Raw genomic sequence first — 9,321 nt, 5'->3', positions numbered from 1 at the left:
ATAAGTATCTGAATATTTACACATTTTAGACAAATTGAATATTTTGATAAAATATTTAATAGATTGATAGAAAATTGAAAATATAATTTCAATTTTAAGATAAATAAAATATATAAAAGCTTACAAATTCTCTTTTTTTACAAGACTAATCTCCTTCAGCTTTATAAAAAAATGGATGCCATTTATAATGGCATCCATTTTATCTATATTATATCTATACAATATTAATACACATGTCCGTCGTCTTTGAAATCTTTGACATCGAATTTTTTCTTCTCTAAAGAGTTCCAAGCATAGATAATATATCCTAATACAAATGGAACAAATAAAGAAACTACACTCATCACAGTAAGGGTAAACTCACTCGATGAAGAATTTTCGATAGTCAGGGAACTCTGATGATCTGTAGAAGATGGATAGTAAGCAGTATTGTTAAAGCCTGTAATAAGCAACAACATACATACTGTTAGCACTGTACCCACGCCACTAAACCAAATACCGGAATGATATTCCTTACTTAATAATGTTTTACCAATACCAAACAGTACCAGCAGAACCCCAACAAGGAATACAATCCCTACGATTGGCATTTCTATCATGTTTAAGAAATATTTGTATTGCACAAGCTCCACAACTTTTGTCACAGGATCTACAGCATAACCTTTTGCTAAGAACGTCCATATAACAAATGCAAGGAAGAACACAACAAAAGGAATAGCATTAAGTAATAAATATTTTCTGGAACGACTTACTAAAGTAGCATCTTGAAGACGGTTGATAAAGAACAGGCACGCCAATGTACGGGCAAGAAAAAACACTGTCAATCCTAGTAACCAGCAACGAGCGTCAGCAAGAGCCTCAAGTCCGTGCCATTCACTCCCCCAACGGCTGATAACAGGATTCAAAACATCTGTCATATTTCCTTTATTCACCGTGAAATCTGATCCTGTAAAGAATGTGGCTAATGCCGCACCTACAAGAAAAGTACCTAATAGTCCGTTGCAAAACAAGAACCATCTGTAAGTATTACGCCCAAATACATTGCCCGGTTTCGACTGAAATTCGTATGATACAGCCTGCAATACAAAGCAGAATAAAATAGCCATCCATACCCAATATGCACCACCAAAGCTGGTAGAGTAGAACAATGGAAAGGATGCAAACAATGCACCTCCAAATGTCACAAGGGTAGTAAATGTATATTCCCATTTACGGCCTAATGCATTTACCAATATCATGCGTTCCTTTTCGTCTTTAGCTAATGAGAAAAGCATCGACTGTCCACCCTGAACAAACAAGAGGAATGCAAATATCCCCCCGATCAGGCATATAAGGAACCACCAATAATGTTGTAAAAATGAATAATCCATAGTTATATCTTTTTTTAGTTAAAAAATCAAGTTTTAGTGTGAGCCTGCCGGTCCTTTTTTAATTTGGTTCAGCATAATACGTATCTCTGCAATAAGCAGTGCGGTAAACAATGCCAAAAACAAACAGAATGTTATCACTACAGATTGAGTTGATACCGCAGACACTGCAGCTTGTAGAGGAAGTACATCTTGTATAGCCCAAGGCTGACGCCCCACTTCGGCAACTAACCATCCCGCCTGACTTGCAACATATACCAATGGGATAGTCCAAAGACAAATCCACAAAAGCCACTTTTTCTGCTCAAGATCTTTTCTTCGATAAACAAAGAATGTCATAACCATGAACAATAGGATAAAATATCCACCCAGATAAACCATAATATGGAAACTCCAATATACGGTTTTAGATAAGTTAGGAACTAACTGCTCGGGGCTATCAAGATAGCCATACCCGAAGTAAGCAAAGTTAGCTTTCAATGTTTCTTTATATTGTACAGCCGAAGCATCATCTCCGTCTTTTTTAGCCTTCTTATAGTCTGCCAATGCCTGTATCGCGGCTTTACCTTTAGATTGCATTTCGGCAAAAGACAAAGCGGTTGTTCCATCCGGTTTTGGATAACCTCCATCTATGATATCTTTAATACCCGGCACGTATGCCTCCGTATCATAGAATGCAATTAGAGAGAGTGCACCCGGAAGTTTAATTGGAGGAAATAAGAACGCATCTTCCCCGTCATTGAATGATTTTTTAGAAGGATTCGGAATACCAAAAAGGACCAGTCCTTCGTTTGTGCCCCCTTCATAGAGACCCTCCATTACAGCCAGTTTCATCGGTTGTTTTTCTGCAACTTGCACAGCCGAACCGTGACCTGTATAAATAGTAAGTAATGATGCTATCAATCCGAAAACTGTAGCAACCTTCATACTTTGTTGAGCAAACTCTGTGTCCCTTTTCTTAAGCATATACCATGCAGCTATACCCATCACAAATACAGCCCCCAAAATCCAACTGGAAAGTACTGTATGGAGGAACTTGTTTATAGCTACGGGTGACAATGCCACAGCCCAAAAGTCAATCATTTCGTTACGAGTTGTGTCCGGATTAAATTCCATACCAATAGGGAATTGCATCCATGCATTAGCCACTAATATCCACACAGCCGAAAGGGTTGCACCTGTAACAGTTAACCAAGTAGCTGCCAAGTGAGCTTTTTTGCTAACACGTTTCCATCCAAAAAACATGATGGAAATAAATGTTGCTTCCATAAAGAATGCAACGATCGCTTCAATTGCCAATGGTGCGCCAAAAATATCTCCTACAAACCAGCTGTAGTTTGACCAATTGGTACCAAACTGAAACTCCATGATAATTCCTGTAGCAACTCCGATTGCAAAGTTGATACCAAAAATAGTCATCCAAAATTTCGCAGTTTTTTTCCACTGTTCATTGCCTGTACGTACATACATTGTCTCCATGATTGCCATAATGACCCCCAGACCCAATGTCAAAGGAACAAACAACCAGTGATACATTGCTGTCATAGCAAACTGGCCTCTAGACCAGTCTATTAACGATGCATTTAGTAGTTCCATAAATAATAATTTTATATTAGTAAATATATGAGGATTTTATTTTACTCGTTTATTGTCGATATCTTGATCAACGTTTCACTTACATAATCAGCGTTATCTTGTTTATAAGTTAGGTTGCTAAAAAGTTAGGAAAAATTGAATTCAGACATCTGCTCTATTATGTCTGTTTATTTTTTTAAAATTGAAACTCTTTATATTCTAGTCCGAAGTTTTGAGCAACGGCCTTATATACAACGTCTCCTTTTACAATATTCAATCCTTTGCGTAGATCTTTATGCTCACGGCATGCTGCCTCCCAGCCCATATTAGCCAGATTTAATGCATACGGCAAAGTAGCATTCGTCAAAGCTAATGTTGATGTCATCGGAACAGCTCCCGGTATATTGGCAACACAGTAATGCACTACATCATCAATAACAAACACAGGATCTAAATGCGTTGTTGGTTTTGATGTCTCAAAACAGCCACCTTGGTCGATAGCCACATCCACCATAACGGTTCCCGGCTGCATATCTTTGAGCATTGCTCTCGATATTACCTGAGGAGCCTTATCGCCGGCAATAAGCACAGCGCCCACTATAAGGTCAGCATCCTTTATCAATTCTTTTATTGTATGTGTATCAGAATATCTTGTTGTAACATTAGCCGGCATAATATCGCTCAAATAGCGAAGACGCGGAAGACTCTTATCCAGAATGGTTACTTTTGCACCTATTCCTGCAGCTATTTTAGCCGACTGAGCTCCAACAACACCACCACCTATTACAATTACGTGCGCAGGTTTCACACCCGGAACACCACCAAGCAAGACGCCTTTTCCCAGATGCGGCTTTTCGAGGAAGCGAGCACCTTCTTGAATAGCCATACGTCCGGCCACTTCACTCATCGGTATAAGTAGCGGTAACGAGCGGTCGGGCAATTCAACGGTTTCGTATGCTATACAGATAGCTTTACTCTTTATCATAGCTTCTGTTAGCTCAAGACTCGATGCAAAATGGAAATACGTAAACACTATTTGATTTTCGCGGATAAGATGATATTCTTGCGGGATAGGTTCCTTAACCTTCACAATCATATCCGAAATGGCATAAATTTCTTCTGCCGTAGTTAATATTTTAGCACCGGAAGCTGTGTAATCAGTATCATTGATTCCGCTGCCAAGTCCGGCTCCGGCTTCTATATATACCTCATGTCCACAGACAACCAACTCATGCACACCTGCCGGCGTAACGGCAACGCGATTTTCAAATGCTTTCAGCTCTTTAGGAATACCAATTTTCATTTCTCTTGCTTTTTGTATTTATTTATAAAATACCTGATTTAAGCTTCTCCAATAGGACCGTTTATCGGTGGTAAAAAACCTGCCGAATTATCAACTTGTATGGATCCATTTTGAGATTCAAATCGGTTTATGTTTTCATTCAGAGCATACAACAGGCGTTTCGCATGTTCAGGGGTAATTACTATTCTCGATTGTACTTTGGCTTTGGGCATACCGGGCAAAATACGTACAAAGTCGATAACAAATTCTGATGACGAATGGGCTATAATAGCCAGATTAGAATATATGCCTTGTGCAATATCATCCGGCAGTTCTATTTGAATTTGATTGTTCTGATCGTTGTTCTCCATAATTTAATTAGATTGTTTTTTTTAGTCTATAACCCTTCATATACAAAGGAAAATAAATATCATAAAATAACAAAATATAACATCAACATTTTTATAATATAAATGCTCTCTTTTGTGCCCATTAAGAGGCCTTCAGCTTATTATTATCTTTTTCTTCGTTATCAAGTGTTAACAGAACCTTTTCTTTCTTTTTTCTCTTACGTAAAACAATTATTTGAGAAACAGTACCGACAAAACCTAATCCCAACATCACGAATTGCATTGTCTGATTACTTTTAAATACAACTAATGTAGTAAGAATTATCATAATCCACATGATACTAATGGATATAATCAACCCTTTTGTACTAAAGCCATTATTAACGCGCCTTATATATGGTCCTGTGATCTTATGATCTAACAATTTCTGATGAAGACGAGGCGAGCTTTTAGCAAATAAGACGCCGGTAAGAAGGATAAATGGTGTGGTTGGAAGTCCCGGAGTTACTATTCCCAATAGTCCAAGGCCTAATGAGATTAAGCCTAATATTATAAATAAATACTTTTTCATTTCCTATTATTGCGTATCGGTTCAGATATTGTATCCAAGCCAAAAACAAAGAAAAGAAAAAAGTATGAATAAATAAAATATAATTGGCTTTATTAGTCTAGTGAAAATCGTTTAACAGGGCGGAAATAATCTGAACTTATCAAAAAACATTGAAGATAAAATACATTTTTTGCTGACTCTTAGCATTATCAAAAAGAGAATAAAATTGAAATGAGAACTTCGGTATAACTTAATTTTACTACTTTTGCATTTCAAAAAAATAAGTAATGCAAAAACATGATCTTTGTTGCATTGGGCATATTACTTTAGATAAAGTAGTTACACCCAAAAGCACAGTGCATATGCCCGGCGGTACGGCTTTTTATTTTTCACACGCTATTCGTCATTTTACCGATATAAATTATACATTGGTAGCATCGTTGGCTCAGTCAGAAATGTCTGTAGTGGATGATTTACGTTCAAAAGACGTAGATGTGCATGTAGTACCGAGTAAGCACTCTGTCTATTTTGAAAACATCTATGAAGAGAATCAGAATAACCGAACTCAACGAGTGTTGGCAAAAGCTGATCCTTTTTCTGTTGACGCACTAAAAGATATAGATGCCAACATATTCCTTTTAGGCGCTTTACTTGCCGATGATTTCTCGTTGGAGCTGGTAGAATATCTTTCTAAAAAAGGCTTGATAGCAATAGACTCTCAAGGGTATCTAAGAGAGGTGAGAGACCAAAATGTCTACCCGATAGACTGGGCTAATAAAGAAGAGATACTAAAACATGTTCATGTTCTGAAAGTGAATGATCTGGAAATGGAAGTTCTTACAGGAATGAAAGACATTAAACAAGCATCTAAACAACTTCATGCTTGGGGAGTAAAAGAAGTCTTGGTTACTTTGGGCAGTCTGGGATCTGTTATCTATGATGGAAACAACTTCTATAAAATACCGGCTTATAAGCCGAAAGATGTAGTGGACGCAACAGGGTGCGGCGATACTTACGTTACAGGCTACTTATATCAGAGAGCTAAAGGAGCAACAATAGAAGCTGCCGGAAGGTTTGCAGCAGCTATGGCCACCATAAAAATAGAAGGATCGGGTCCTTTCAACGGAACAAAAGAAGATGTTGAAGATCGGATTGAGAATGCCGAACAGATTATTCCGGAATTTTAATTATCCGGAATTTATAATAATAAAAAAGGCTTTTAGTTGTTGTCTAAAAGCCTTTTTCTATTTATAAGATAGAATATTTATTTTCTTAAATTCTTTACGAACGATACTGCAGCTATTATCAGTAATCCGACTACACTCATAATAAGATATGCCCATTTGGGTCCGTAAGCATCGGACACAGAACCGACAAGTAATGGGGAGATAAATGGACCAACGAAACTAATACTCGACATGATAGTTAACGCCGTTCCCACCGGAGTTTTAGCCTTATCTCCTACAATACTGTAGATAGTAGGCACAACGCAAGAAATCCCTAAACCGATCAGCATAAAGCCTATAGAAGTGATAATTACTTTGGTAATTAAAGCGTCGGAATACCCGATAAAAAGGGACGAAATTATAAATCCTGCAAAAATAAGTGCCCCTGCTATTTGCAACACAGTCTTTTTCTGCCAAATAGTATATGCAAAGTTAGTAAGCATACGCCCCGCAAACATCATCACCATAAATACAAGAAATCCAACCTGCAATGATTCCGGTGCCTTGATCACAGACTGAAAATATACATCGCTCCATTCAAACATTGTATTCTCAACGATAAGAGCCAATAGCCATACCAATCCAAGCTGTATGAGAAGCGACTCAGGGAGATGCAATTTGCCGGTTTTCGCTTTAGCTCCTTGCGCAGTATTTAAATCCTCTTCCTTTTCAACAGCTTTAGCTGGTTCTTGAAGATATTTGTAATTAAGCATAACAATGACTATAGCAAGCAAAGCCATACCTAGAAAATGATAGAAAGTAATAACATTCAGATTGATCATCGAATAACCAATAATAGCTCCGATACACGCAGACAAGCTCCAACTCGCATGAAAAGTCGCAATTATGGGCTTTCCGTAAATACGTTCAACTTCAATAGCCTGCGTATTCAACGAAATATCAGTCATATTCCAAAATATACCGAATAAGAACAATGTTATCCCTAATCCTGTAATTCCGGGTACAATACTAACCAAAAACAAGGACAGCGCATATCCGATAATGCTAATTAAAACAGTTTTTTTGCTACCTAAACGAGGAAGTAGAAAACCAACTGCAGGAATAGCGATAAACTTTCCCATCGGAAGGAGAAACATTAATAAGCCGTAGTGTAGATAACTTTCTACATTAAAATCTTTCTTTATATCCGGAAGGCGGCTAGCCCAACTGGCAAAACATAATCCTTGAGCAATAAAAATAGATAAAACAGCATATCTAATTCTTTGTTTCGAATATGCCGGTTGTATTTCTGATGTCATTTCTTAGATATTTTTTTAACGATGCAAAGATAAAAGTCTTTGATGAAGATTAAGCATTATGTTTAAACAAATATTTATTATAATTGGCATGTAGAACAAATATCTATCAATATTTCGTATTTTTGCATAATTAGTTATTCTACATTCAAATATAAAAGACATATTTTATGAAAAAACATCTATTCACGGGCTTTTTGCTATGCTTTTCTCTTGCTGTTTCTTCTCAAAGTATCACCGAGAAAGAATTGCAGGAAATACAGTCTAGCTTTAAAGAAGACCCTGCTACTAAAGCTATCCAAAACGTTCTGACATCAAATGCCAATATTACTGCAAATGCCTTAAACAACAGTCTTCAAGGGAAAATAGACCATTACTTCAAATATCGGGTAAATGTGAAAGGTATCACCGATCAAAAAAGTTCGGGACGATGCTGGATGTTTACATCGATGAATGTATTGCGCCCTTCCATCATCGAAAAATACAATCTGAGCGAATTTGACTTCTCTCACAATTATCTATATTTCTGGGATATATTTGAAAAATCAAATTTATTTTTAGAAAATATAATCGCAACAAGCAAAGATTCTTTCGATGACCGAACCGTAGAATATCTCTTCAAGTCACCTGTAAGTGACGGTGGGGTCTGGAATCTATATTACAATCTTGGACAGAAATATGGAGTTGTACCTCAAGAAGTAATGCCGGAAACGGCACATTCAAATAATACGAGACAGATGATCAACCTTGTAAACGAAAAACTGCGTCTAGGAGGATATAATCTTCGCGAACAAGCAGCTTCAGGGAAAAAGATACAGGAGCTAAGAAACGAAAAAGCAACTATCTTGAAGGATGTATACCGGATTCTGGTTCTTTGCCTTGGCGAGCCCCCAAAACAGTTTACATGGAGATATAAGGATAAAAACGGAAGCGTTAGAGAACTCAGCAGCTATACGCCTCAACAGTTTTATAAAGAGATTACACCGGAAGATTATTCTCCGAGCAACTATATAATGATAATGAATGATCCTACACGTGAATATTACAAGTTGTATGAGATCCAGAATTATAAAAACACAATAGAAGGTATAAACTGGATATATCTGAACTTGCCGAATGAAGATATTAAGAAAGCAGCGTTAGCCTCTATCAAAAGCAACGAGCCGATGTACGCTTCATGCGATGTTGGCAAACAGATGAATAGAGAATCAGGTATATTAGATCCCGAAATGTATGATTATGAATCATTGCTGGGTGTAAACTTGTCGATGGACAAAAAAGCACGCATCTTAACCCGCCAAAGCGGATCGACACATGCCATGACTCTTGTAGGATGTGATACGGATATGAGCGATCAACCTATTAAATGGGAGTTTGAAAATAGTTGGGGTGCAGCATCAGGGAATAAGGGATACTTAACCTTTACTGATAAATGGTTCAGCGAATATATGTTTCGTATAGTGGTACATAAGAAGTATTTGGATGCGAAGGCTCAAAGTTGTTTGACTCAAAAACCGATACAGTTACCAATGTGGGATTATATGAACTAGCCCTTTTGTTAAATTATTTATAATAATCTTGTTCTTAGTTATTTGGAAACAAGTATCTATGGGGAGTAGGCTATTTAAATGTTAAAATATTAAAGAGATTGGCATGTTTGGTTATCATTACAAAGGAACTACATTTATGAGTCCTCGCCAAATAAAAAAACATAT

The 9,321-nt window shown here is 37.1% G+C and carries 8 protein-coding genes; 2 read left to right on the top strand and 6 right to left on the bottom strand.

All coding sequences use genetic code 11. The features are described from left to right. Positions 1 to 224: 224 nt before the first annotated feature. The 5 genes from cydB to LDB17_RS00715 form a co-directional block, all read right to left on the bottom strand. Complete coding sequence (gene cydB / locus LDB17_RS00735; protein ID WP_252638063.1) at positions 225 to 1,370, bottom strand: cytochrome d ubiquinol oxidase subunit II; 1,146 nt, start codon at positions 1,368 to 1,370, stop codon at positions 225 to 227. Positions 1,371 to 1,403: 33 nt separating this feature from the next. Further along, complete coding sequence (locus tag LDB17_RS00730) at positions 1,404 to 2,963, bottom strand: cytochrome ubiquinol oxidase subunit I (RefSeq protein ID WP_252638064.1); 1,560 nt, start codon at positions 2,961 to 2,963, stop codon at positions 1,404 to 1,406. Between the two features lie 175 nt (positions 2,964 to 3,138). Then, a complete protein-coding gene (gene ald, locus LDB17_RS00725; protein WP_252638065.1) occupies positions 3,139 to 4,245 on the bottom strand; it encodes an alanine dehydrogenase in 1,107 nt (368 codons plus the stop codon). 38 nt (positions 4,246 to 4,283) lie between these two features. Further along, a complete protein-coding gene (locus tag LDB17_RS00720; RefSeq protein WP_006842800.1) occupies positions 4,284 to 4,595 on the bottom strand; it encodes a DUF3467 domain-containing protein in 312 nt (103 codons plus the stop codon). A 121-nt stretch (positions 4,596 to 4,716) separates the two neighbouring features. Continuing rightward, a complete protein-coding gene (locus LDB17_RS00715; protein WP_252638066.1) occupies positions 4,717 to 5,145 on the bottom strand; it encodes a YbaN family protein in 429 nt (142 codons plus the stop codon). A 266-nt stretch (positions 5,146 to 5,411) separates the two neighbouring features. Between LDB17_RS00715 and LDB17_RS00710 the strand changes: the two genes are divergently transcribed. Beyond that, entirely contained in the window at positions 5,412 to 6,311 is a 900-nt protein-coding gene (locus tag LDB17_RS00710) for a PfkB family carbohydrate kinase (protein ID WP_252638067.1), read from the top strand. Between the two features lie 77 nt (positions 6,312 to 6,388). On the opposite strand, the gene LDB17_RS00705 is transcribed toward LDB17_RS00710, so the two are convergent. Then, positions 6,389 to 7,609, bottom strand: coding sequence for an MFS transporter (locus LDB17_RS00705; RefSeq protein WP_252638068.1), 1,221 nt, complete (start codon positions 7,607 to 7,609; stop codon positions 6,389 to 6,391). Between the two features lie 167 nt (positions 7,610 to 7,776). Between LDB17_RS00705 and LDB17_RS00700 the strand changes: the two genes are divergently transcribed. Beyond that, entirely contained in the window at positions 7,777 to 9,156 is a 1,380-nt protein-coding gene (locus LDB17_RS00700) for an aminopeptidase C (RefSeq protein ID WP_252638069.1), read from the top strand. The last annotated feature ends 165 nt before the right edge of the window (positions 9,157 to 9,321 follow it).

Source organism: Dysgonomonas sp. Shenzhen-Wh21 (genome assembly GCF_043392705.1).
GTDB lineage: Bacteria > Bacteroidota > Bacteroidia > Bacteroidales > Dysgonomonadaceae > Dysgonomonas.
Note: the sequence above shows the minus strand (reverse complement) of the source record. Positions and strands in the feature narration are given on the sequence as shown.

What these genes read in the sequence shown, in the direction of transcription:
- LDB17_RS00720 (WP_006842800.1), bottom strand. Translation starts at nt 4,595, where the DNA reads ATGGAGAACAACGATCAGAACAATCAAATTCAAATAGAACTGCCGGAT.
- LDB17_RS00700 (WP_252638069.1), top strand. Translation starts at nt 7,777, where the DNA reads ATGAAAAAACATCTATTCACGGGCTTTTTGCTATGCTTTTCTCTTGCT.
- LDB17_RS00715 (WP_252638066.1), bottom strand. Translation starts at nt 5,145, where the DNA reads ATGAAAAAGTATTTATTTATAATATTAGGCTTAATCTCATTAGGCCTT.
- LDB17_RS00710 (WP_252638067.1), top strand. Translation starts at nt 5,412, where the DNA reads ATGCAAAAACATGATCTTTGTTGCATTGGGCATATTACTTTAGATAAA.
- ald (WP_252638065.1), bottom strand. Translation starts at nt 4,245, where the DNA reads ATGAAAATTGGTATTCCTAAAGAGCTGAAAGCATTTGAAAATCGCGTT.
- LDB17_RS00730 (WP_252638064.1), bottom strand. Translation starts at nt 2,963, where the DNA reads ATGGAACTACTAAATGCATCGTTAATAGACTGGTCTAGAGGCCAGTTT.
- cydB (WP_252638063.1), bottom strand. Translation starts at nt 1,370, where the DNA reads ATGGATTATTCATTTTTACAACATTATTGGTGGTTCCTTATATGCCTG.
- LDB17_RS00705 (WP_252638068.1), bottom strand. Translation starts at nt 7,609, where the DNA reads ATGACATCAGAAATACAACCGGCATATTCGAAACAAAGAATTAGATAT.